At 66.8% G+C, this 20142-nt stretch carries 22 protein-coding genes and 1 riboswitch; of the genes, 10 read left to right on the plus strand and 12 right to left on the minus strand.

Annotated elements, in window-relative coordinates:
- Positions 1 to 71 precede the first annotated feature (71 nt).
- The 3 genes from ACZY0X_RS00210 (at position 72) to ACZY0X_RS00220 (ending at position 1984) form a co-directional block, all read left to right on the plus strand.
- On the plus strand, positions 72 to 839 hold the full coding sequence (locus ACZY0X_RS00210) for an SDR family NAD(P)-dependent oxidoreductase (RefSeq protein WP_463767614.1): 768 nt from the start codon (positions 72 to 74) through the stop codon (positions 837 to 839).
- A 26-nt stretch (positions 840 to 865) separates the two neighbouring features.
- Complete coding sequence (locus ACZY0X_RS00215; protein WP_463767616.1) at positions 866 to 1363, plus strand: MarR family winged helix-turn-helix transcriptional regulator; 498 nt, start codon at positions 866 to 868, stop codon at positions 1361 to 1363.
- A gap of 132 nt (positions 1364 to 1495) precedes the next feature.
- Positions 1496 to 1984, plus strand: coding sequence for a MarR family winged helix-turn-helix transcriptional regulator (locus tag ACZY0X_RS00220; protein WP_463767617.1), 489 nt, complete (start codon positions 1496 to 1498; stop codon positions 1982 to 1984).
- A 54-nt stretch (positions 1985 to 2038) separates the two neighbouring features.
- Here ACZY0X_RS00220 and yhjD read toward each other — a convergent pair whose 3' ends face one another.
- From yhjD to ACZY0X_RS00235, 3 genes are read right to left on the minus strand one after another with little or no spacing between them, the layout of a single operon-like run.
- Positions 2039 to 3061, minus strand: coding sequence for an inner membrane protein YhjD (gene yhjD / locus ACZY0X_RS00225; RefSeq protein ID WP_463767618.1), 1023 nt, complete (start codon positions 3059 to 3061; stop codon positions 2039 to 2041).
- A 16-nt stretch (positions 3062 to 3077) separates the two neighbouring features.
- A complete protein-coding gene (gene trpS, locus ACZY0X_RS00230) occupies positions 3078 to 4103 on the minus strand; it encodes a tryptophan--tRNA ligase (RefSeq protein ID WP_463767619.1) in 1026 nt (341 codons plus the stop codon).
- A gap of 24 nt (positions 4104 to 4127) precedes the next feature.
- Complete coding sequence (locus ACZY0X_RS00235; RefSeq protein ID WP_463768710.1) at positions 4128 to 4523, minus strand: MarR family winged helix-turn-helix transcriptional regulator; 396 nt, start codon at positions 4521 to 4523, stop codon at positions 4128 to 4130.
- 89 nt (positions 4524 to 4612) lie between these two features.
- Here ACZY0X_RS00235 and ACZY0X_RS00240 point away from each other — a divergent pair, with 89 nt between their 5' ends.
- Together ACZY0X_RS00240 and ACZY0X_RS00245 are read left to right on the plus strand one after the other, a co-directional pair.
- Positions 4613 to 5251, plus strand: a complete 639-nt coding sequence (locus ACZY0X_RS00240) for a TIGR03086 family metal-binding protein (RefSeq protein WP_463767620.1) — start codon at positions 4613 to 4615, stop codon at positions 5249 to 5251.
- A 9-nt stretch (positions 5252 to 5260) separates the two neighbouring features.
- Positions 5261 to 5665 (plus strand): VOC family protein, encoded by a 405-nt coding sequence (locus ACZY0X_RS00245; protein WP_463767621.1) that lies wholly within the window; start codon positions 5261 to 5263, stop codon positions 5663 to 5665.
- A 7-nt stretch (positions 5666 to 5672) separates the two neighbouring features.
- Here the strand turns inward: ACZY0X_RS00245 and ACZY0X_RS00250 are convergent, their stop codons facing one another.
- Together ACZY0X_RS00250 and ACZY0X_RS00255 are read right to left on the minus strand one after the other, a co-directional pair.
- Entirely contained in the window at positions 5673 to 6500 is an 828-nt protein-coding gene (locus ACZY0X_RS00250; RefSeq protein WP_463767622.1) for an exodeoxyribonuclease III, read from the minus strand.
- 12 nt (positions 6501 to 6512) lie between these two features.
- The gene (locus tag ACZY0X_RS00255) at positions 6513 to 6872 is read right to left on the minus strand and encodes a hypothetical protein (protein WP_463767623.1); all 360 of its coding nucleotides are present in this window, start codon (positions 6870 to 6872) and stop codon (positions 6513 to 6515) included.
- Positions 6873 to 7017: 145 nt separating this feature from the next.
- Between ACZY0X_RS00255 and ACZY0X_RS00260 the strand changes: the two genes are divergently transcribed.
- A complete protein-coding gene (locus ACZY0X_RS00260) occupies positions 7018 to 7860 on the plus strand; it encodes an alpha/beta fold hydrolase (protein WP_463767624.1) in 843 nt (280 codons plus the stop codon).
- On the opposite strand, the gene ACZY0X_RS00265 is transcribed toward ACZY0X_RS00260, so the two are convergent.
- The 3 genes from ACZY0X_RS00265 to ACZY0X_RS00275 form a co-directional block, all read right to left on the minus strand.
- Positions 7857 to 8963: a PDR/VanB family oxidoreductase gene (locus ACZY0X_RS00265; RefSeq protein WP_463767625.1), complete on the minus strand. Its 1107-nt coding sequence runs from the start codon at positions 8961 to 8963 to the stop codon at positions 7857 to 7859. The genes ACZY0X_RS00260 and ACZY0X_RS00265 overlap by 4 nt on opposite strands.
- Complete coding sequence (locus ACZY0X_RS00270) at positions 8956 to 9861, minus strand: metal-dependent hydrolase (RefSeq protein WP_463768711.1); 906 nt, start codon at positions 9859 to 9861, stop codon at positions 8956 to 8958. Before ACZY0X_RS00270 ends, ACZY0X_RS00265 begins: the two co-directional genes overlap by 8 nt.
- A gap of 97 nt (positions 9862 to 9958) precedes the next feature.
- Entirely contained in the window at positions 9959 to 12196 is a 2238-nt protein-coding gene (locus tag ACZY0X_RS00275; protein WP_463767626.1) for an NADP-dependent isocitrate dehydrogenase, read from the minus strand.
- 183 nt (positions 12197 to 12379) lie between these two features.
- Positions 12380 to 12516: riboswitch (SAM riboswitch) on the plus strand.
- 148 nt (positions 12517 to 12664) lie between these two features.
- Between ACZY0X_RS00275 and ACZY0X_RS00280 the strand changes: the two genes are divergently transcribed.
- The 3 genes from ACZY0X_RS00280 to ACZY0X_RS00290 are packed head-to-tail and all read left to right on the plus strand — an operon-like array spanning position 12665 to position 15892.
- Positions 12665 to 14023, plus strand: coding sequence for a bifunctional o-acetylhomoserine/o-acetylserine sulfhydrylase (locus tag ACZY0X_RS00280; RefSeq protein WP_463767627.1), 1359 nt, complete (start codon positions 12665 to 12667; stop codon positions 14021 to 14023).
- A gap of 13 nt (positions 14024 to 14036) precedes the next feature.
- Positions 14037 to 15167, plus strand: coding sequence for a homoserine O-acetyltransferase MetX (gene metX / locus ACZY0X_RS00285; RefSeq protein ID WP_463767628.1), 1131 nt, complete (start codon positions 14037 to 14039; stop codon positions 15165 to 15167).
- Complete coding sequence (locus ACZY0X_RS00290) at positions 15164 to 15892, plus strand: class I SAM-dependent methyltransferase (protein WP_463767630.1); 729 nt, start codon at positions 15164 to 15166, stop codon at positions 15890 to 15892. The genes metX and ACZY0X_RS00290 overlap by 4 nt, the downstream gene beginning before the upstream one ends.
- On the opposite strand, the gene ACZY0X_RS00295 is transcribed toward ACZY0X_RS00290, so the two are convergent.
- Positions 15856 to 17400, minus strand: coding sequence for an FAD-dependent monooxygenase (locus ACZY0X_RS00295; protein WP_463767631.1), 1545 nt, complete (start codon positions 17398 to 17400; stop codon positions 15856 to 15858). The two genes, ACZY0X_RS00290 and ACZY0X_RS00295, sit on opposite strands and share 37 nt — an antisense overlap.
- Positions 17397 to 18017 (minus strand): TetR/AcrR family transcriptional regulator, encoded by a 621-nt coding sequence (locus tag ACZY0X_RS00300; protein WP_463767632.1) that lies wholly within the window; start codon positions 18015 to 18017, stop codon positions 17397 to 17399. Before ACZY0X_RS00300 ends, ACZY0X_RS00295 begins: the two co-directional genes overlap by 4 nt.
- 212 nt (positions 18018 to 18229) lie before the next feature.
- Between ACZY0X_RS00300 and erm the strand changes: the two genes are divergently transcribed.
- Positions 18230 to 18994 carry a 23S ribosomal RNA methyltransferase Erm gene (gene erm / locus ACZY0X_RS00305; RefSeq protein ID WP_463767633.1) on the plus strand — a complete coding sequence of 255 codons (765 nt, stop codon included), beginning with the start codon at positions 18230 to 18232 and terminating at the stop codon, positions 18992 to 18994.
- Here the strand turns inward: erm and ACZY0X_RS00310 are convergent.
- Together ACZY0X_RS00310 and ACZY0X_RS00315 are read right to left on the minus strand one after the other, a co-directional pair.
- Positions 18991 to 19284 carry a DUF3017 domain-containing protein gene (locus ACZY0X_RS00310; protein WP_241400595.1) on the minus strand — a complete coding sequence of 98 codons (294 nt, stop codon included), beginning with the start codon at positions 19282 to 19284 and terminating at the stop codon, positions 18991 to 18993. The two genes, erm and ACZY0X_RS00310, sit on opposite strands and share 4 nt — an antisense overlap.
- A complete protein-coding gene (locus ACZY0X_RS00315) occupies positions 19281 to 20135 on the minus strand; it encodes a bifunctional methylenetetrahydrofolate dehydrogenase/methenyltetrahydrofolate cyclohydrolase (protein WP_463768712.1) in 855 nt (284 codons plus the stop codon). The genes ACZY0X_RS00310 and ACZY0X_RS00315 overlap by 4 nt, the downstream gene beginning before the upstream one ends.
- Between the last annotated feature and the right edge of the window lie 7 nt (positions 20136 to 20142).

Genomic DNA, 20142 nt, shown 5'->3' on the forward strand with positions numbered 1-20142 from the left:
CCACGTCTACCTCATGTGCGGACAGCGTTTCAACGCGCCGCCAACAGTTGACACCGCCGAGAGGAACTTAAGTGACCACCACCGATAGCACCACAACATCGAAGCGAATTGCCCTGATCACGGGCGCAAACCGCGGTCTCGGCTTCGCCACGGCCCGGGCCCTGGGCCAAGCAGGCGTCAAAGTTCTGGTAGGAGCACGGAATTCGGAGCAGGGACGGTGCGCGGCTGCTCGCCTACGCAGTGAGGGATACGACGCCGAGTCCGTCGATGTCGACGTCACCTCCGAAGCGAGTGTGGCGTGCGCGGCAGCCGAAGTCGACCGCCGGCACGGTCATCTCGACATCCTGGTCAACAATGCCGGCATCTTGCCCGAGGCTACGACGACGGACATCGACTGGCCGCTCGATCCATCGATGTTCAGGACAACATTCGAGACAAATGTCTTCGGGGCTGTCACGGTGATTCGACACTTCCTTCCACTGCTGCGGATATCGGTCGCCGGAAGGATCGTGAATGTCTCGAGCACCATGGGCTCACTCGCCGATCAGACCAACCCGGAGTCCGGGTACTACGGAATGGTCATCCCCGCGTATCAGATGTCGAAGGCCGCACTCAACGGGCTGACGGTTGCGTTGTCGAAGGCGCTGGCTGACACAGCCATCAAGGTGAACTCGGTCTGCCCAGGCTGGGTACAAACCGATCTCGGTGGACCCGTCAATCGTGCTGCCGCGCCAACCACCGCCGAGGAAGCGGCCCGAGTCGTGGCAGAAGTGGCATTGATGCCCGACAACGAACCCACGGGGCAATTCGTCGGCAGTGCCGGCGCGATCGAGTGGTAGCAGGGACTCGTGTTTAGCATGGCGCCATGGAACGTCGTCAGCATCGCCGGTCGGCCAGCGATCTTCCCGGGCTGGATATCGCCGAACAGAAGTCGTGGCAGAACTATCTGGACGCGACGCTGCGCTCCCGTGCGGCGGTCAACCGTCAGCTGACCGACGAGCACCAGCTTCGCGTGGTCGACCTTCGGGTACTGGACATCCTGGCCAAAGCCACCGACGGCTCGGTGCGGATGGGCGATCTGGCCGACGCGGTGGAATCACTGCCCGGCCGCCTCACCAAGCGGGTCCGTCGGCTTGAGGAGCGCGGGCTGGTGCGCCGCGAGACAGTTCCTAATGACAGACGCGGAGTGATGGCCGTTCTCACCGACGACGGTCGAGCGATGGTGGCCAAGGCGGCGGTGACCTATGCGCAAAGTGTTCGCACAGATCTCCTTGGCGGGTTATCGCGTGCGCAGGTCGCCGCCATCGAGGAGAACAGCCGGCGGATCCACACCGCTCTGAAACCAGCCTGCCCCACGGGGTAGTCCGCCTGCGGGGACCAAGCGACCTGGTCGGCGCCACGGACTACACAAAATTGAACGGGTTCCAAAAATATGCGCTGAGCAGGTGGCGATTCATCAGCGATTCGGCCGCCGCACTCATTATCGTCGCCCGCCATGCAGGTGGAGACAGACCCGGAGCCGTCGACGTGGCACATACCGGAAGCCGATGGCGCCGAGATCAGGTGCTGGCAACAGTTTTTCGCCTCGTCGACGCGTCTGTTGGCCACCCTGAACAGCAGCCTGACAGAGGCCCACGGGCTCAGCCTGTTCGAAGTGCTACTGCTCGACTCGCTCAACAAATCGCACGTCGGAAGCGCACGGATGCGCGATCTGGCCGACACATTCGTAATGGCGCCGAGTCGGGTGACCCAACAGATTCGCCGCCTGCAATCTCAGGGGCTGGTCACCCGCAGCGCCGATCCTGGTGACCGGCGGGGGGTACTCGCCACCATCACGACGAGGGGCCGATCTCGGCTCGGACCTGCGGTGGAGACGTATGCCCGAGAGATTCGCGCGCACTACCTGAATCACATGTCACGCGAGCAGATGATCGCGCTGGGTGACAGCTGCCGCCGGGTGGGTCCCGCGCGCAACCCCGAGTGAACGTGTTCTATTTGCGCCCTGGGCCCTTCTCCGAGGAGGGGCCCACCGCTTGCGTCAACGACGTCGCATCAACCGGGAAAGACCAAGGGCGCCAAGCGCACCAGCGGCCACCGCCGTCACCGTGCCCGCGACGCCGAGCCCCTCCCGCACCTGCACGCGAGTGATGATCTGCGCCGGGTCCGGCGGATCGACCGGTGCCGCGGCCAGGTTGTCCCTCGACGTGGCCGCCCACGCGGTCGCGAACAGGATCAGCCGGGCAGTGATATAGGCGAACACCATCAAGCCCAGGACGGGACCGAACGTCGCACCGGCGGGGCCGGTCACCACCGACTGCAGGTAGATCGAGGCGACCTGTTTGAAGATCTCGAAGCCGACGGCGGCCAGCAGCCCGGCCCGGACCGAACTGCGGAGGCTCACCGACTCCCGCGGCAGCCGGGCGATGATCCAGGTGAACAGCAGCCAGGACACCAACAGCGACAGCACCAACGACACCACCCGCAGCCCCACCGTCAAGGCCGGGAACTCGGGTATGCCAAGCCAATCGAGCACCTTGTTGATCAGGTCCGACCTCGCCAGTACGGTCAGCGCGATCGTCACCACGATGGCGAGGAATGCCGAGACGAGCGCACCGAGGTCCGACAGCTTCGTCTTGACGAAGTTCGCGGGTTCCCGGCGCTGCTCCCACATCGCGCTGAGCGCCTCCCGCAGATTGGCCATCCAGCCCAACCCGGCCCATGCGGCGGCGGCCAGGCCGATGACGCCCACCGAGGTGCGCGACTCGATCGCGGAGTCCATCAGGCTGACCAGCTGGTTACCGAGGTCGCCGGAGATCACTGACTTGATCCGACTCTCGATCTCGTCGAGCAGGTCGGGCCTGCGCGAAAGCACGAAACCTCCGGCGGCGAACCCCACCATGAGCAACGGGAACAACGCGAAGATCGTGAAGTAGGTGATACCCGCCGCGTAGAAGTTGCCGTCGCGGTCGGTGTAGCGCTGCTGGGCCCGCATCGTGCGATCGAGCCAACGGAATCTGGCCCGCAGCCGGTCGAGCACTCCCGGTTCGGCCGGCTCGGTCATACCAGCCTCCTGGGCGTCAGTGGGTTTGCCGCAAGAACCCTAACCGGTCATATACCCGCTGCACCGTCTTCGCAGACACCTCTCGCGCACGTTGCGCGCCAGCGGCCAGAACGCTCTCGAGTTCGGCCGGGTCGGCCAGAAGTTCATCCACCCGCGCCTTGATCGGCGTGACGAATTCCACGACGGCGTCGGCGGTCTCCTTCTTCAGATCGCCGTAGCCGCGTCCGGCGTAGCCGTCGACCAGCTTGTCGATGCTGGCTCCGGTGACCGCCGACTGAATGGTCAGCAGGTTGGACACACCGGGCTTGGCCTGCTGGTCGAAGCGGATCTCGCGCTCGCTGTCGGTGACCGCCGAACGGATCTTCTTGGCGGTCTTGGCCGGATCGTCCAGTAGGGCGATCAACCCGGTGTCGGTGGCCGCGGACTTGCTCATCTTGGCGGTCGGATCCTGCAGGTCGAAGATCTTGGCGGCGGCCTTCGGAATCATCGCCTCGGGCACGACGAAGGTGCCAGGGAAGCGCGCGTTGATGCGCTGCGCCACGTCGCGCGACAGCTCCAGGTGCTGGCGCTGATCCTCGCCGACGGGCACCAGATCGGTGTCGTAGGCCAGGATGTCGGCGGCCATCAGCACCGGATAGGTGAACAGCCCCACCGTGGTCGCGTCAGCGCCCTGCTTGGCCGACTTGTCCTTGAACTGCGTCATCCGCGACGCCTGGCCGAATCCGGTGAAACATCCGAGCACCCAAGCCAATTGGGTGTGCGCCGGCACGTGACTCTGCACGAAGATGGTGCTGCGGGCGGGATCGATGCCCAGCGCCAGGTACTGCGCGGCGGTCACCAGGGTGCGCTTGCGCAGCACGGCCGGATCCAGGTCGGTCGGAATGGTGATCGCGTGTAGGTCGACGACGCAGAAGAACGCCTCGTAGTCGTCCTGCATCCCCACCCACTGGTTCACCGCGCCCAGGGCGTTGCCGAGGTGCATGGAGTCGGATGTGGGTTGGGCGCCGGAGAAGACGACGCGCTTGCTGTCGCTCGTGCTCATGATGGGTCGATCTTCTCATCCGGGTCATTCGATTTCGTCACGGGCCAGTCGTCGCAGCACGCGTAGGAACACCCGGCGCTCGTCGGCGTCCAACTCCCCCAGCCACCGCTCCTCGCCACGTTGAATCTCGGCCTGTGCCGCGTCCTTGACCGACCGGCCGGACTCCGTGATCGCCAGCAGCCGCACCCGGCGGTCGTCGGGATCGGGGTGGCGCTCGATGTGGCCGTCGGCCTGCAGTTCATCGAGGGTGCGGATGATGCGGGTCTTGTCGGCGCCGATTGCCTCCGCCAGCGCGGACTGAGAGCGCATCGCTCCCCGATCCAGCGCCAACAGCACCACGTACCCCCACATCGTCAGCCCGTGGGACGCCAGCACGGGGTGCTCGGCCGCGATGAGATCGCGCATGAGTGGGGCAAGCATCGCTGCCAGGTCGGGGCGTCGAGAGCCGCTGGTGGACACCGCGTCATCGTAGGCGTTGCACAATCATGTGCTGCGCTTACCGTAAGCGCATGCCTACTTTCAATTCGCAGCACCGCACTGCCGTCCTCGCCTCCGTCGACGTCGTCAACACCGTCCGCCCCACCGACCTGCACCTGACCACCCCGTGCGCGGGCTGGACGCTGGCCGACCTGCTCGCCCACATGACCGTGCAGCACCACGGGTTCGCCGCGGCGGCCCGCGGTGTGGGCGCCGATCCGAACGTGTGGCGCGTCGAGAACGTCGCCGAGGCGGTGACGGCCGACCCGGCCGGCGCCTACGCCGCCGCAGCGCACGACGTACTGGAGGCGTTCGCTGCCGACGGCACGGACGAGGCGCCGTTCGCCCTGCCCGAGTTCGGCCCCGACGCGGTCGTCCCGGGTGCGACGGCGAAGGGCTTTCACTTCGTCGACTACGTGGTGCACGGCTGGGACGTCGCGGCCTCGCTCGGCGTGCCGTTCACACTGCCCGCCGACGTCATCGAGGCGGTCCTCCCCCTCGTGATGGCGGTGCCCGACGGCGATTTCCGCGACCAGGCCGGTTCACCGTTCGCGCGGGCCGTCGAGCCCGCCAGCACAGACGATTTCGATCGGATCCTGCGCCACCTCGGACGCCGAGCGGATTGGCACCTGAATTGCGAAACCCCACCGTCGGTCCGCTCAGGGGGCTAAGCAGGAATCATGTCCGACACAACGTTTGCGCCCCTGGCCCACGTGGCAGTCACGGTCCGCGACCTCGCGGTGAGCGTGCCCTGGTATCGGGCGCTGATCGGCTCCGACCCGGTGCTCGACGAGAACACCGACGGCGGGTTTCGCCACGTCGTGTTCCTGATCGGCGACGGCATGCTGTTCGGGCTGCATCAACACGAGACACCCGCACCGGACGGCGACTTCAGCGAGTACCGGGTCGGCCTGGACCACGTCGGATTCGGCTGTCCCAACAGGGCAGCGCTCGAGAAGTGGGCGACGAAGCTGGACGCACTCGGCATCAAGCACAGCGGCATCGTCGACGCCGGCTACGGGTCAGGCCTGAGCTTCCGCGACCCCGACGGCATCGCCCTGGAGTTCTTCGCGCCCCCGGGCTGAGTTTGCGCTACTCGGACCCGTACTCGACGGTGACGGGTGCGTGGTCCGACCAGCGCAGCGCGTACGCCTCGGCCCGCTCCACCCGGGCGGACACGACGCGTTTGGCCAGCCGCTCGTTCGCCAACTGATAGTCGATGCGCCAGCCCGCGTCGTTGTCGAATGCCTTACCGCGCCACGACCACCAGCTGTACGGACCCGCGACGTCGGCGTGCAGCACCCGCACCACGTCCACCCAGCCGGTGGCCAGCAGATCGGTAAGCCACTGCCGTTCGCTCGGCAGGAAGCCGGCCTTCTTCTGGTTGGCCTTCCAGGCCTTGATGTCGAGTTCGGTGTGGCCGATGTTCCAGTCGCCGCACAGCACGGCGTCGCGGTCCTCGCCCCGCAGGTCGGCCATCCGGGCGGCGACGGCGGCCATGAACCGCTCCTTCTCCAGCTGCCGGTCAGTCTCTGCCTCCCCGGTGGGGACGTAGACGCTCGCGACGGTCAGGTCGCCGGTGTCGACCTCCAGATAACGCCCGTGCGCCTCGAACTCGTCGACCCCGTTCTCCACACCAGGCCCGATCTTCACCCGGGTGATGGCCTGACGGCTGAGCACGGCAACACCGTTGCGGCCTTTGATGTGCGGATCGGCCGACGCGAGGTGCCACCCGTCGGCCAACGCGGGCGCCAACGCCTCGGCCAGTTGCTCGTCGTCGGCGCGGGTCTCCTGCAGGCACACCACGTCGGCGAGCGTGGTCTTCAGCCACGGCAGCAGTCCGAGGTTCTCCGGCGATCGCTCCTTCACGGCAGCGCGGATCCCGTTGACGTTGATAGTGCTCACGATCGTCGATGTCATCAGCGAGAGACCCTAATCGAGGAGACCGACGTCGCCGAAGCGGCGGTGCAGCGACTGCCGGGACACCCCGAGCAACTGACCGATCTCGCCCCAGGACAACCCCGCGGCGCGAGCGGCGCCAATGGCGTCGGCGTACCGCTGTTTGGCGCGGTGGAGGTCGTCGCGAGCCTCAGCGAGTTTCCGCGTGATCGCACCGCTGAGGACGTCAACGAGCACCGGATCGGGCTCAGTGGGCGCCGGTGGCCGCGGCTGCGGCGGCACATGCACGAACTCGTCCATGACAGCCTGGTTGATGGCCGCGATGTCCGGATCGGTGGCCCACCACGGTTGTGGTTCCTCACTCGCCGGGTCGGCCGCCTCGTTCACCGCCATGGAGTGCACCACCTTTTGCGGGCCGTCAACATTTGATGACGTCAACATTTGATGACGCCTCGCAAAAGCATGTCCCGCCCCACCGACATCGACACCGCGACGACGCACCTTGCGGTACCGGCGGTATCACCTTAGTGTCGGCCGCATGCCAGAACGTGATCCCATCCACCTCGGGTCCGGCGAACCGATCCTGCATCTGCACCCGTTCCTGTGCTCGCAGAACGTGTGGCGGACCGTGGCCGAGCAGCTCGCCGACACCGGGCGCTTCGAGGTGTTCGCACCGACGATGGTTGGCCACAACGGCGGCACCAGGGCCAGCAGCTTGTTCCTCGACACCGCCACCCTGGTCGACGACATCGAACGCCGGATGGACCGGCTGGGCTGGGACACCGCTCACATCGTGGGCAACTCGCTGGGCGGCTGGGTCGCCTTCGAGCTGGAGCGCCGCGGCCGGGCCAGGACCCTGACCGCGATCGCCCCCGCCGGCGGCTGGGGCAAGCACGCACTCACGAAGTACGAGACGGTGCTGAAGTTCCTGCTCGGCGGGCCGGCGCTCATCGCGGCGCGGCTCATGGGCCCCCGGATCCTCGATCTGCCCTTCGCCCGCCGCCTGGCGACGCTGCCCGTCAGCGGTCCCGCTGACGGACCCAGCCAACCCGACCTTCTTGCCCTGGTCGAGGACGCGACGCACTGCACCGCCTACGTCCAGCTGATGGTCAAGACACTGCGGCTACCGGGCCTGCTGGAGCTGGCCAACGTCGCGGCGCCGACGCACCTGGTGCTGTGCGAGAAGGATCGGGTGTTCCCCAGCCCCCGCGGCACCCGCTACTTCGTCGACAACCTGCCGCAGGAGGCCAAGCTGACTCGGCTCGAGGGGCTTGGCCACATTCCGATGCTGGAGGCACCCGGCCGCGTCACCGAACTCATCGCCGACTTCGTCGACGCCCACACCGCGCCCGAGCGCGCCGAGGTGCCGCCGACCGGTTAGAGGTCCAGCACCAACCGTCCGCCTGCGGACTTCGCGCGGGACACACAGACCTGCACCTGACCGAGGTCCCGCTGCCGTTGGGTGAGGCTGTGGTCGCGATGCTCCACCTCACCGGCGAGCACCCGCTGGACGCACGTACCACAGAAACCCTGCTGGCAGGAGTAGCCGACATTGGGCCGCACCGCGCGCAGCGCAGCCAAGGCGCTCTGATCGGCGGCGACCTGCACGACCTCAGAGGTGCGCGCCAGTTCCACCTCGAAGGGCACCCCGTCGATGACGGGCAACGGGGAGAACCGCTCGACATGCAGTTCCGTGCCCGTGCCGACTGGTATCCCCCGACGGACCGCGTCGAGCAGCGGCGGCGGGCCGCACGCGAACACCGCGGTCCTGCCGTCGACGCCGGCCAGGAGGTCAGTCGAGGACGGCAGCCCGTGCACGTCGTCGGTGCGGACCTGCACCCGGTCACCGAACGCGAGCAGCTCGTCCACAAACGGCAGGCTGCCCACATGACGTCCGGCGTAGCACAGCGACCACGGCACGCCGAGCCGTGCGGCGAGGCGGACCATCGGCAGAATCGGGGTGATACCGATACCGCCGGCGATGAAACGGATCTTCTCCGTGCGCGACCCGGAACCGGGTATCGGCATCATGAAGGCATTGCGCGGATCGCTGATCTCGACGTGCTCTCCCGAGGTCAACCCATGCACCTCGATGGAGCCACCTCCGCCATTGGGTATGCGCCGCACCGCGATTCGATACTCGCGCTCGCGGTGCGGATCCCCACACAACGAGTACTGCCGGGTGCGCCCCGACGGAAGGTGGAGGTCAATGTGGGCGCCCGCGTGCCAGCGCTGCAGCTTCGCCCCGTCCGGGGCCGCGAGGGTGAGTTCGACGACGTCCTCGTCCCGCGCGATGAGTCGTCGGTCCGCGATCAGCATCCTCGTCCGATTGACGCGCCGCGGGAGTTCGGGCGGTTCCTGATCGCCACCGAGCCGCATGATCACCGACAGCAGGCGCGGCACCGCCGCCCCAACGGCACGGATAAGCAGGTCTGAGGAGCCACGCCGATACAACCCCGGCGGCGGTGCGCCGGCCTCACCCATGGTGGGCGCGTGCCGCCGGCGAGCTGGCCAGATACGCGACGGCCTGCGCTGTGCTCGCCTCATTGGCCGGGTTGTAGTCACGCCGCAGCAGGTGCAGCCCCGATCGGGCGACGAATCCCGCGGCGGGCAGGGCACCGCTCTTGCCTGACGCACGCAACTTCCAGGCCAGCCGCACATAGCCGAGCGTCGGCAGCGACGGATCCTCGTGGACCAGAAACTTCGTGCCGCGCAGCACCATCGCGAAGAACACGACGCTGACCATCACACCCGCCAGCGCCTGCGCCAGGTGATCCATGCCGAAGTACTTGGCGACGTTGTAGGAGACGTGGCGGTGCTCCACCTCCTCGGCGCCGTGCCAGCGGTAGAGGTCAGACAGCGTCGGGTCAACACCCATGTCATCCCAGGAGTTGTTGAGTGCCCAGTCGCCGAGCACCCCGGTGAAGTGCTCGGCGGCATTCAGCGCATGCGTGCCCGACGCGAGCGCCTTGCGCCGCTTGCGCTCAGTGACATCCGAGACTCGCTGGTCGTACTTGCCGACCACCCACTCCAGCTGACGCGTGAACGGCACGGGGTCGATGCCGTGTCGGAGCAGATACTCGACCAGGACGTCGTCATGGGTCTTGGCGTGCACCGCCTCCTGACCGATGAAGCCGATGATCTCCTCGCGCAGGTGCTCGTCACGCACGTAATGCAGCGCGTCACCGAGCAGCCGGGCAAACCATCGCTCCGCGACCGGCAGGAAGAGGTTCAACGCCGTCACCGCGTGCGATGCATACGGGTCACCGGGAATCCAGTGCAGCGGCGGCGTGCGCCAGTCGAAGTGGACGTCGCGGGGCCGCAACGCCACTTCGTCAGGGGCGAACTGATCCGGCGCCGGGTCGTTCGCGAGATTGTCCATCGCCACGATTCCTGTGTACCCACACATCGCGTGGGCATTGGATCGAAATTTGTGACCTTCTCAGAACGTTAGTTACGCGGCGCCGCCAGCACCAGCCTCAGCTGTGAGATGCCTCCAGCACCGAGTTGAACGTCTTGCTCGGCCGCATCACCGAAGTGGTCTTCTCGCGGTCGGGGTAGTAGTACCCACCGATGTCGACGGACTCGCCCTGGACCTCGTTGAGTTCGGCAACGATGGCGTCCTCGTTCTCCGCCAACGCCTTGGCAAGCGGTGCGAAGTGCTCGGCGAGTTCCTTGTCCTCGCTCTGCGCGGCGAGTTCGGCCGCCCAGTACATGGCGAGGTAGAACTGGCTGCCACGGTTGTCGAGCTCACCGGTCTTGCGCGACGGGTTCTTGTCGTTGTCCAACAGCTTGCCGGTCGCGGCATCGAGCGTCTTGGCGAGGATCTTCGCTCGCGGGTTGTCGGTCTTCTTGCCGAGGTCCTCCAGGCTGACCGCCAGCGCGAGGAACTCGCCGAGCGAATCCCAGCGCAGGTGATTCTCCTCGATCAGCTGGCTGACGTGCTTGGGTGCCGAACCGCCTGCCCCGGTCTCGTACAGACCACCGCCGGCCATCAGCGGAACGATCGACAGCATCTTGGCGCTGGTGCCGAGTTCCAGGATCGGGAACAGGTCGGTGAGGTAATCGCGCAGGATGTTGCCGGTCGCGGCGATGGTGTCCTGCCCGCGGCTTACTCGCTCGATGGTGTACCGCATGGCCCACACCTGCGGCATGATCTGGATGGTCAGACCCTCGGTGTCGTGATCCTTCAGGTACTTCTTCACCAACGTGCGCAGTTCGTTCTCGTGCGGACGCTCGGTGTCCAGCCAGAACACCACCGGCATGTCGGAGTCGCGAGCCCGGGTTACGGCCAGCTTCACCCAGTCCCTGATCGGTGCGTCCTTGACGATCGGCATGCGCCAGATGTCGCCCTCTTCGACGTTCTGCGTCAGCAGCACCTCGCCGGTGTCGTTGTCGACGATGTTGGCGACGCCGTCTTCAGGGATCTCGAACGTCTTGTCGTGGGAGCCGTACTCCTCGGCCTTCTGTGCCATCAGACCGACGTTGGGGACGGTGCCCATGGTCGTCGGGTCGAACTGGCCGTGCGTCTTACAGAAGTTGATGATCTCCTGGTAGATCCGCGAGAACGTCGACTCCGGGTTGACGGCCTTGGTGTCCTTGGTCCGTCCGTCGGCGCCGTACATCTTGCCGCCGAGGCGAATCATCGCGGGCATCGAGGCATCGACGATGACGTCGCTGGGTGAGTGGAAGTTCGAGATGCCCTTGGCCGAGTCCACCATGGCCAGCTCGGGACGGTGCTCGTGGCACGCGTGCAGATCTCGGATGATCTCCTCGTGGAGCGAGGCGGGCAACGACTCGATCTTGTCGTACAGATCGGACAGCCCGTTGTCGACGTCGACGCCCAGTTCGTCGAACAGCTTCTGGTGCTTGGCGAAGGCGTCCTTGTAGAAGATCTTCACCGCATGGCCGAAGACGATGGGGTGGCTGACCTTCATCATCGTCGCCTTGACGTGCAGGGAGAACATCACGCCGGTCTTGTAGGCGTCCTCCATCTGCTCCTCGTAGAAGTCGCAGAGGGCCTTCTTGCTCATGAACATGCTGTCGATGACATCGCCCTTGTCCAACGACACCTCGGGCTTGAGCACGATGGTCTCGCCGCCGGTGGTCAGCAGTTCCATCCGCACCTTGCGAGCGCTGTCCAGCGTCATCGACTTCTCGCTGTGATAGAAGTCGCCGTGCTTCATGGTCGCCACGTGGGTGCGCGAGGCCTGTGACCAAGGACTCATGCTGTGCGGGTGCTTGCGCGCGTACTCCTTGACGGCCTTGGGGGCGCGGCGATCCGAGTTTCCTTCGCGCAGCACAGGGTTCACCGCACTGCCGAGGCACTTGCCGTAGCGCGCCTTGATCTCCCGCTCCTCGTCGGTCTTCGGCTCACCGGGGAAGTCCGGCAGGTCATAGCCCTTGCTCTTCAGCTCCTTGATGGCGGCCAGCAGCTGAGGCACCGAGGCGCTGATGTTCGGCAGCTTGATGATGTTGGTGTCCGGCAGCTGCGTCAGCTCGCCCAGTTCGGCCAAGTTGTCCGGCACGCGCTGCTCTTCGGTCAGGTAGTCGGAGAACTCGGCCAGGATGCGCGCCGCCACCGAGATGTCACTCGTCGTGACATCGATGCCGGCCGCGTCGGCGAAGGTCTGCACGATCGGCAGAAAGGCGTACGTCGCGAGCAGCGGAGCCTCGTCGGTCAGCGTGTAGATGATGGTGGGCTGCTTGGCAGTCAAGGGTCACTCTCCTGGCATCACGGACGTAAGTATTCAGAACACAAGTATCGCGTCGGTTCCGAACCTACGCGTAGGCGGCGGGTCGGCAGGAGGCTCCCCCGCGGTCCGCGGAGCCGGGTCACCGACCGTCCTCACCAGCAACCTACTGGCACGGGATCGCGGTCGTGAGTTAGGCTTCGTATCGGTCATGAGTGCCAGCGTCAAGCCCCGGCTCGCTGGCCGGCAACCCTCCAACCGCGGTGGGGTGCCCCGGGTGATTGACCAGGTTGGGTAGCTGACTGGTTGTGAAACCACAGTCGGCCACACGGCAAGCGCGGGTCCGCAGTCAACGGACCCCCCGAGAGAACAGGGAAACCTGATGTGGAGGCCCGTCATGTGTGCGTGTCGTTGATCTCGCCTAAAACCCCAGATCACTTGCGTGCGCTCGCCATCGCGACGCGCCGCACACCTCGCTAGGAGATCTACCCCATGACCGACCCGGAAAGAGCGGCCAACCCCGAAGCGGATCCGAGCGCCAACTGGTCTTTCGAGACCAAGCAGGTGCATGCCGGCCAAACCCCCGACATCGCCACCAACGCGCGCGCACTGCCGATCTACCAGACGACGTCGTACACGTTCAACAGCACTGAACACGCCGCGGCGCTGTTCGGGCTGGCCGAGCCCGGCAACATCTACACCCGCATCATGAACCCGACCACCGACGTCGTCGAGCAGCGCATCGCCGCACTCGAGGGCGGCGTCGCGGCGCTGTTCCTGTCGTCCGGCCAGGCCGCGGAGACCTTCGCAATCCTCAACCTCGCCAGCGCGGGTGACCACATCGTGTCCAGCCCCCGGCTGTACGGCGGCACGTACAACCTGCTGCACTACACGCTGCCCAAGCTCGGCATCGAGACCACCTTCGTCGAGAACCCCGACGACCTGGACTCCTGGCGCGCCGCCGTGCGGCCCAACACCAAGGCGTTCTTCGCCGAGACGATCTCCAACCCGCAGATCGACATCCTCGACATCCCCGGCGTCGCCTCGGTGGCCCACGACAACGGCGTGCCACTGATCGTCGACAACACCATCGCGACGCCCTACCTGATCCAGCCGATCAGCCACGGCGCCGACATCGTGGTCCACTCGGCCACCAAGTACCTCGGTGGCCACGGCTCGGCGATCGCAGGCGTGATCGTGGACGGCGGCACGTTCGACTGGACGGCCAGCGGACGCTTCCCCGGTTTCACCACCCCCGACCCGAGCTACCACGGCGTGGTGTTCGCCGAACTCGGCGCGCCCGCCTACGCGCTCAAGGCCCGCGTGCAACTGCTGCGCGACCTCGGCTCGGCGGCATCGCCGTTCAACGCGTTCCTCGTCGCCCAGGGCATAGAAACGCTCAGCCTGCGCGTTGAACGCCACGTGTCCAACGCGCAGAAGGTGGCCGAGTTCCTGGTCGGCCGCGACGACGTGGTGTCGGTGAACTACGCCGGCCTGCCGACGTCGCCCTGGTACGAGCTGGGTAAGAAACTGGCGCCCAAGGGGACCGGCGCGGTGCTGGCCTTCGAGCTGGCCGGCGGCATCGAGGCAGGCAAGGCGTTCGTCAACGCCCTGACGCTGCACAGCCACGTGGCCAACATCGGTGACGTCCGCTCACTGGTCATCCATCCGGCCTCGACGACACACGCCCAGCTCTCACCCGAGGAGCAGTTGGCGACCGGCGTGACCCCCGGCCTGGTACGCCTGGCGGTCGGCATCGAGGGCATCGACGACATCCTCGCCGACCTCGAGCAGGGCTTCGTCGCCGCCAAGGCATTCTCCGGTGCGGGCCACACCGTGCCGTCGGTGTGAGTGCGGAGACGACATGACCACCTTCGACATACTGAGCGACGTGCCGACAGCCCTGCCCTCTGACGGAGACACCGGCGTCGTCCACATCGGTTCGCTGACGCTGGAGAGCGGCATAGTCCTGCCCGACGTCTCGATCGCCGTGCAGCGCTGGGGCGAGCTCTCCCCCGAACGCGACAACGTGGTGATGGTGCTGCACGCCCTCACCGGCGACTCGCACATCACCGGGCCGGCCGGACCGGGCCATCCCACGCCGGGCTGGTGGGACGGTATCGCCGGACCGGGAGCCCCGATCGACACCGACCGCTGGTGCGCGATCGGCACCAACGTCCTGGGCGGCTGCCGCGGCTCGACTGGCCCGAGTTCGATTGCCCCGGACGGCAAACCGTGGGGCTCACGGTTCCCTGCCATCACGGTGCGCGATCAGGTCAACGCCGATCTCGCCGCACTCGCCGCGCTCGGCATCACCCAGGTGGCCGCCGTTGTCGGTGGGTCCATGGGTGGCGCGCGGGCGCTGGAGTGGGTCGTCGGCCATCCCGACACCGTTCGGGCCGCGCTGGTCCTGGCCGTCGGGGCACGCGCCACCGCCGACCAGATCGGCACGCAGTGCACCCAGGTGGCGGCCATCAAGGCCGACCCCGAGTGGCAGGGCGGCGACTACCACGGCACCGGGCGGACACCACACCTCGGCATGGAGATCGCGCGCCAATTCGCCCACCTGACCTATCGCGGTGAGGAAGAACTCGACGAGCGCTTCGGCAACGACGGACAGGACGACGAGCGGCCGTCCGAGGGCGGCCGGTACGCGGTGCAGAGCTATCTGCAGTACCAGGGCGGCAAGCTCGCCCGCCGGTTCGACGCAGGCACCTACGTGGCGCTGACCGACGCGCTCAGCAGCCACGACGTCGGCCGCGGTCGGGGCGGCGTGCGCGCCGCGCTGGTTGGCTGCCCGCGTCCGGTGATCGTCGGCGGCATCACCTCCGATCGGCTCTACCCGCTGCGTCTGCAGGAGGAGTTGGCCGAGCTGCTGCCCGGCTGTACGGGCCTCAACGTCATCGACTCGGCCTACGGCCATGACGGCTTCCTGGTCGAGACCGATGCTGTGGGCGAACTCATCCGGCAGACACTGGATTTGGCGTCGAAGTGACCGACGCCACCCCCACCCGTTCACTGTCATTCGGTGCGCAGGCGGCGGCCTACGAGCGCGGTCGACCCTCATATCCTCCCGAGGCGATCGACTGGCTGCTGCCCTCGGGGGCACGCGATGTGCTCGACCTCGGAGCGGGTACCGGAAAGCTGACCGTGCGGCTCGTCGAACGCGGCCTGAACGTTTTCGCGGTTGATCCGATCCCCGAGATGCTCGAGGTGCTCAGCGGATCGCTGCCCGAAACGCCGGCGCTCCTGGGCACGGCCGAGGAGATCCCGCTGCCTGACGACAGCGTCGACTCCGTTCTGGTGGCGCAGGCCTGGCACTGGTTCGATCCCGAGCGCGCCGTCAAGGAGGTCGCCCGTGTGCTGCGTCCCGGTGGACGACTCGGGCTGGTGTGGAACACCCGCGACGAGAGACTGGGCTGGGTCAAGGATCTGGGCCACATCATCGGCCACGACGAGGCCTCCCACCACAACGTATCGCTGCCCGACGCGTTCTCCGATGTGGAGCGCCACCATGTCGAGTGGACCAGTTACCTGACGCCGCAGGCGCTCATCGACCTGGTGGCGTCGCGTAGCTACTGCATCACCTCACCGGCCGACGTGCGCACCCGCACGCTGGACCAGGTTCGCGAACTGCTGGCCACCCACCCGGCACTGGCGAACACCTCGGGCCTGGCACTGCCCTACGTCACGGTCTGCATCCGCGCCACGCTGACCTGAGACGTCGCGCCGAACCAGCGGGTCGTCGCGGCCGTCAGTCGCTGCGCGTCCTCGGGTCCGAAGTCGTCTGCCGCCCAGGCGACATAGCCGTCTGGCCGGATCAGCAGCGCGGCCGCGGGGGGCGACGCCATCGTGCCGCTCACCACCTCGATCCGGTCGTGCGACAGCGTGATGCCACCGGACAGGTCCAGCAGAATCGGTCGGGCTGAGTGCAGCATGTCGGCGACGCGGCGGCCGTCGTCGAGCACGAGGTCGGGCACCAAGTAGCCCGACAGCGGGTGATGGTCTCCGACGTCGTAGCGGACATCCGATCCGGCCAGCAGGTTTGCGATGTGTGTCGACCCGTCCGGCGTGGACAGCAGCTCGCCGAAAAGCGTTCGCAGAGCCGCGACTTCGGGGCCTGCTGCCATAAGGGCGGCCTGAGCCATCGAATGCATCATCACGCGCTGACCGGCCGGGTACCGCTCGGCGTGATAGCTGTCCAGCAGTCCGGGCGGGGCCCACCCATGGATCACCGCAGCCAGCTTCCAGCCCAGATTCATTGCGTCCTGCATCCCCAGGTTCAGGCCGGGACCGCCCATCGCGGAGTGCACATGGGCGGCATCCCCCACCAGAAACACATTCCCGGCCCGGTACCGGTCGGCCTGCCGGGTGTTCTGTCCGTTGATACGCCGTAATGCGTGCGGCCCGGGGCCGGTCGGCGGCTCAATCGGCACATCGACACCGAGCACCCGCCCGGCACTCTCGCGTAGTTCGGCGATGGTCAACGGCGGTGCGTCGTCGGGCAGCAAGGTGCCGTACTCGATTGTCCCGAACATGGGACGACCTGGCTCAAACTCGGCATAGATGAGTACGCCGCTATCGAATCTGTTGTGTCCAAACGGGAGACGTCCGACACCGGGAATGTCGATACCACCGTCTCCGGTGCGTAGCTCGTCGGGAATGCTGACGTGAGCCAGACGCGCGACCATATCCGTCGTCAGGCCCGGAAATTCGATGCCGACGCTCTTTCTGACCTGGCTTCGACCACCGTCAGCGCCGACGAGATAGGTGGTGTCAAGACCATAGCCGCCATCGGGTGACGCCACGGTCAGAGCGACGCCGTCGCGTCCGGGAACGACACCTTCCAGCTCATGCCCCCAACGGATCTCAGCACCCAAACCCAACACCCAGTCGACCAGGTGGCGCACCACGCGTGGCTGCTGTATCAGCATGCCGTACATCGGGTTGTCGGCCACATCGACGAACGGCACCTGCATGCCGGCGAAGAGGAAGCCGTTCATCGGTTGCGGTGGCTGGTCCGATCCACTGAGCGTTCGGTAGAGATCACGCAGGTCGAGCACCCGATTCGCCTGCCCGATAATCCCGTTGGCCTTCAGTTCGTCATCGGGACCAAGCAGGCGCTCCAGCACGACTGGACGAATACCGGCCAGTGCCAGCTCGCCGGCCAGCAGCAGGCCGTTGGGTCCGGCGCCGGAGATGACGACGTCTGCGCTGCTCTCGTTCATCGGTTCCTCTCCGGTTCGGGCAGTCCCGCGGCGACGGCCGCGAAACCGCTTCGCAGCAACGACGTGAATGCCACCGGCGGATCGGCCGTCACGTACTGGTCCATCGCGGCATCACCGACCGCCCGCACCACGGCGGCCACGAGCCGCGGGTACATATCGCGCTCGGGATCAGTGCCGGTCCGCTCGGCGAGCACTGTGACCCACTCGTCGAACAGTCCGCGGAACGTCGCGTTGCGAATCTCCGGAACCATGAGGAGTTTTCGGACCTCGGCGAGCTGCTGCCGCGTCGGCAGCGCCATCTCCGCGCCGTACACGTCCGCGAAGTCGTCCTCCAACGGTTCGACCACGGATTCTACGATCGAGGTCCACAACGGCTCGCCGGCGGGTCGGGCACTCAGGAGGTCAATGCTGCGCCGCATTCGCTCGACCTGGCGGTAGGCCAGCGCCTCGTACTTCCCGGTGAAGTAGTTGTTGAACGTGCGCAGCGAGACACCTGCCAGGGTGGCGATGTCCTCCCGCGTGACGGCGTCCAGGCCGCGCTCGAAGACCAGCTCCAAGGCGGCGTCGCTCAGCGCCCGACGGGTGTCCGCCTTCTTGCGCTCTCGCAATCCAGTCATGCCCACCACAGTAGACACAATATTGCCCACTGTGCAATATTGCCTTCCGGGCAATTTCCTGTGAAATTCCTTTGCACCCGCGATGCACACCCCGGTACCGTCGCCGCCATGTCTGTGACCTACATCCGCTTGCGCACCAACTAGCGGCGGATCGGCTCCAACTCAAAGCACGTCCGCCGCAGCGGCTTCATCCCTGCGATCGCGGAGTCACTTTGTCCTGCTCAAATCACGGCCGACATGAACTCGGCCAGAACTTCATTCATGACCGTGCCGTCATCAGCGCCATGGTCGACCTCGTTGCATCCACCGACGGGCCGATCATCGAAGTCGGCGCTGGAAGCGGCGCCCTCACCCTGCCACTGGAGAGACTCGGCCGGCCGCTGACCGCTATCGAGGTCGACGGCCGCCGGGCCGCGCGCCTCGCCGACCGCACCACGGCGTCTACTCGCGTCGTCGACTCCGACTTCCTGCGCTACCGGTTACCCAGGACGCCCCACGTCCTGGTCGGCAACCTGCCGTTCCATCTGACCACGGCGATGTTGCGGCGGATCCTGCACGGACCGGGCTGGACCGACGCCGTCCTGTTGGTGCAGTGGGAGGTGGCCCGGCGTCGCGCCGCGGTGGGCGGAGCGACCATGATGACCGCACAGTGGTGGCCATGGTTCGAATTCGCCTTGATCCGAAGGGTTTCGGCATCAGCCTTCCGGCCACAGCCCAATGTGGACGGCGGTCTCATGACGATCACCCGGAGATCCGATCCGCTGGTCCCGCACCCCGACCGACGGGCCTATCAGGCGATGGTGCACGCGGTGTTCACCGGCCGTGGCCGCGGCCTGCCCGACATCCTGGGACGCCACTACCGCGGGGCCACCGTGCGAGGCTGGTTGCGACACAATCGGATAGGGCCATCGACGCTGCCGCGGGATGTGACCGCCGAGCAGTGGGCGGAGTTGTATCGGATCGTGACGAGGGACTAGCTGGTGCCGAGCGGGTCAATGGTCCACGCGATGAAGAACATTGCCGCGCTCACTGTGGCGGTGGTGGCGACGTCGATGGTCCGCGATCGCACCACGAGCAGACCGGCGCGGCTATCGGTCATGGTCAGGCGCATCGCGGCCGCGACACCCACCCCGATCGCCAACACCAGCGCGCCGCGTCGCCAGTAGCCCGCGGCAACCAGCCCGAACGCCGCAAGGAAGAACAGCCCGACGGTCAGGATCGGCCACTGACCGGCGAACACCTTGCGGGCGAACTCCCTTGGTGTCACTTACTTTTGGCTTCGTCCAGCTCGACGACGTTGGTCAGCAGGAAAGCCCGCGTCAATGGTCCGACGCCGCCCGGGTTCGGCGAGACGTGCCCGGCGACGCTCCAGACGTCGGGATGAACGTCGCCGACGAGCTTGCCAGCCTCGTCGCGGCTCACGCCCACGTCCACGATCGCCGCACCCGGCTTCACCATGTCGGCGGTGAGCATGTGCCCCACTCCGACCGCGGCGATGATGATGTCGGCCTGGCGTGTGAGGTCCGGCAGATGACGGGTCCCGGTGTGACACAACGTGACCGTGGCGTTCTCCGACCGGCGGGTCAGCAGCAGGCCCATCGGCCGGCCCACCGTGACACCACGACCGATCACCACGACGTGCGCTCCGGCGATCTCCACGTCGAACCGTCGCAGCAGGTGCACGATGCCGCGCGGCGTGCACGGCAGCGGAGCGGGCTCGTTGAGGACCAGGCGGCCGAGGTTGGTGGGGTGCAGACCGTCGGCGTCCTTGCCCGGGTCGATGCGCTCGAGCGCCGCGTTCTCATCGAGGTGCTTGGGCAGCGGGAGCTGCACGATGTAGCCGGTGCAGTCCGGGTTGGCGTTGAGTTCGTCGATGGTCTCGTTGAGCGCCGCCTGGCTGATGTCGGCGGGCAGGTCGCGCCGGATCGAGGTGATGCCGACCTTCGCGCAGTCCGCGTGCTTGCCCCGCACGTAAGCCTGCGACCCCGGATCGTCGCCGACGAGGACCGTGCCGAGTCCGGGCGTTCGGCCCGCGGCGGTCAGACCCGCCACTCTCTTCTTCAGATCCTCGAAGATCTCGTCGCGTGTGGCCTTGCCGTCCAGAGTGATCGCTCCCACGCCAGCC

The organism is Mycobacterium sp. IDUB_39, assembly GCF_055419205.1.

What these genes read in the sequence shown, in the direction of transcription:
- ACZY0X_RS00215 (WP_463767616.1), top strand. Translation starts at nt 866, where the DNA reads ATGGAACGTCGTCAGCATCGCCGGTCGGCCAGCGATCTTCCCGGGCTG.
- ACZY0X_RS00220 (WP_463767617.1), top strand. Translation starts at nt 1,496, where the DNA reads ATGCAGGTGGAGACAGACCCGGAGCCGTCGACGTGGCACATACCGGAA.
- yhjD (WP_463767618.1), bottom strand. Translation starts at nt 3,061, where the DNA reads ATGACCGAGCCGGCCGAACCGGGAGTGCTCGACCGGCTGCGGGCCAGA.
- trpS (WP_463767619.1), bottom strand. Translation starts at nt 4,103, where the DNA reads ATGAGCACGAGCGACAGCAAGCGCGTCGTCTTCTCCGGCGCCCAACCC.
- ACZY0X_RS00235 (WP_463768710.1), bottom strand. Translation starts at nt 4,523, where the DNA reads ATGCTTGCCCCACTCATGCGCGATCTCATCGCGGCCGAGCACCCCGTG.
- ACZY0X_RS00240 (WP_463767620.1), top strand. Translation starts at nt 4,613, where the DNA reads ATGCCTACTTTCAATTCGCAGCACCGCACTGCCGTCCTCGCCTCCGTC.
- ACZY0X_RS00245 (WP_463767621.1), top strand. Translation starts at nt 5,261, where the DNA reads ATGTCCGACACAACGTTTGCGCCCCTGGCCCACGTGGCAGTCACGGTC.
- ACZY0X_RS00250 (WP_463767622.1), bottom strand. Translation starts at nt 6,500, where the DNA reads ATGACATCGACGATCGTGAGCACTATCAACGTCAACGGGATCCGCGCT.
- ACZY0X_RS00255 (WP_463767623.1), bottom strand. Translation starts at nt 6,872, where the DNA reads ATGGCGGTGAACGAGGCGGCCGACCCGGCGAGTGAGGAACCACAACCG.
- ACZY0X_RS00260 (WP_463767624.1), top strand. Translation starts at nt 7,018, where the DNA reads ATGCCAGAACGTGATCCCATCCACCTCGGGTCCGGCGAACCGATCCTG.
- ACZY0X_RS00265 (WP_463767625.1), bottom strand. Translation starts at nt 8,963, where the DNA reads ATGGGTGAGGCCGGCGCACCGCCGCCGGGGTTGTATCGGCGTGGCTCC.
- ACZY0X_RS00270 (WP_463768711.1), bottom strand. Translation starts at nt 9,861, where the DNA reads ATGGACAATCTCGCGAACGACCCGGCGCCGGATCAGTTCGCCCCTGAC.
- ACZY0X_RS00280 (WP_463767627.1), top strand. Translation starts at nt 12,665, where the DNA reads ATGACCGACCCGGAAAGAGCGGCCAACCCCGAAGCGGATCCGAGCGCC.
- metX (WP_463767628.1), top strand. Translation starts at nt 14,037, where the DNA reads ATGACCACCTTCGACATACTGAGCGACGTGCCGACAGCCCTGCCCTCT.
- ACZY0X_RS00295 (WP_463767631.1), bottom strand. Translation starts at nt 17,400, where the DNA reads ATGAACGAGAGCAGCGCAGACGTCGTCATCTCCGGCGCCGGACCCAAC.
- ACZY0X_RS00300 (WP_463767632.1), bottom strand. Translation starts at nt 18,017, where the DNA reads ATGACTGGATTGCGAGAGCGCAAGAAGGCGGACACCCGTCGGGCGCTG.